Origin of the sequence: Aquincola tertiaricarbonis (genome assembly GCF_000969605.1) — a bacterium.
Classification (GTDB): Bacteria; Pseudomonadota; Gammaproteobacteria; order Burkholderiales; family Burkholderiaceae_C; genus Aquincola; species Aquincola tertiaricarbonis.
Genome location: NZ_JZUE01000089.1, coordinates 1 through 467, shown reverse-complemented (window position 1 = coordinate 467; position 467 = coordinate 1). Strand labels below are relative to the sequence as shown.

The 467-nt window shown below is 64.9% G+C and carries 1 protein-coding gene; it reads right to left on the bottom strand.

Going from position 1 to position 467, the window contains the following annotated elements:
* Nucleotides 1-467: StbB family protein (gene stbB, locus VO99_RS31105; protein ID WP_310733681.1), on the bottom strand; the 467-nt coding region annotated here is incomplete at both ends.

The following is a 467-nucleotide window of genomic DNA, read 5'->3' as shown; positions in this document are numbered from 1 at the left end:
CGGGCCTCGGGACGCAGGTCGGTCACGCCGGACTGCTGTACAAATGCCACGACCGGCGCAAACACCTGCAGCACGTCGCTGCCGTCCTCCACGAGGTTGAACAGCAACCGCAGGCGATCGGGCTCGATCCCGATGCGCGCCAGTTCCGCCAGCGTGGCGACGGTGTCGTGCTGCTGCTTGAACGCCGGAACGGTGGGCACCACGAAACAGTCGAAGTCCTCGTGGCTGCCTCGGTAGCGCTGCATCAGGGACAGCAGGTCCTCCACGTTGCTTGCGCCAATGTCCACCACGGCATGGTCCACCGTCTGCAGGTATTCCTGCAGCTCGCCGAATTGGCGCCCGCGCAGAGCGGTGAGCTGGTGCTCATCGGCGTTCAGGCTCTCAATGGCAATCACATCGGCGCCAGGCAGACGGGGCGCGAGCAAATGGCGCGTGACGGTGGTCTTGCCCACGTTGCCGGAAAAATT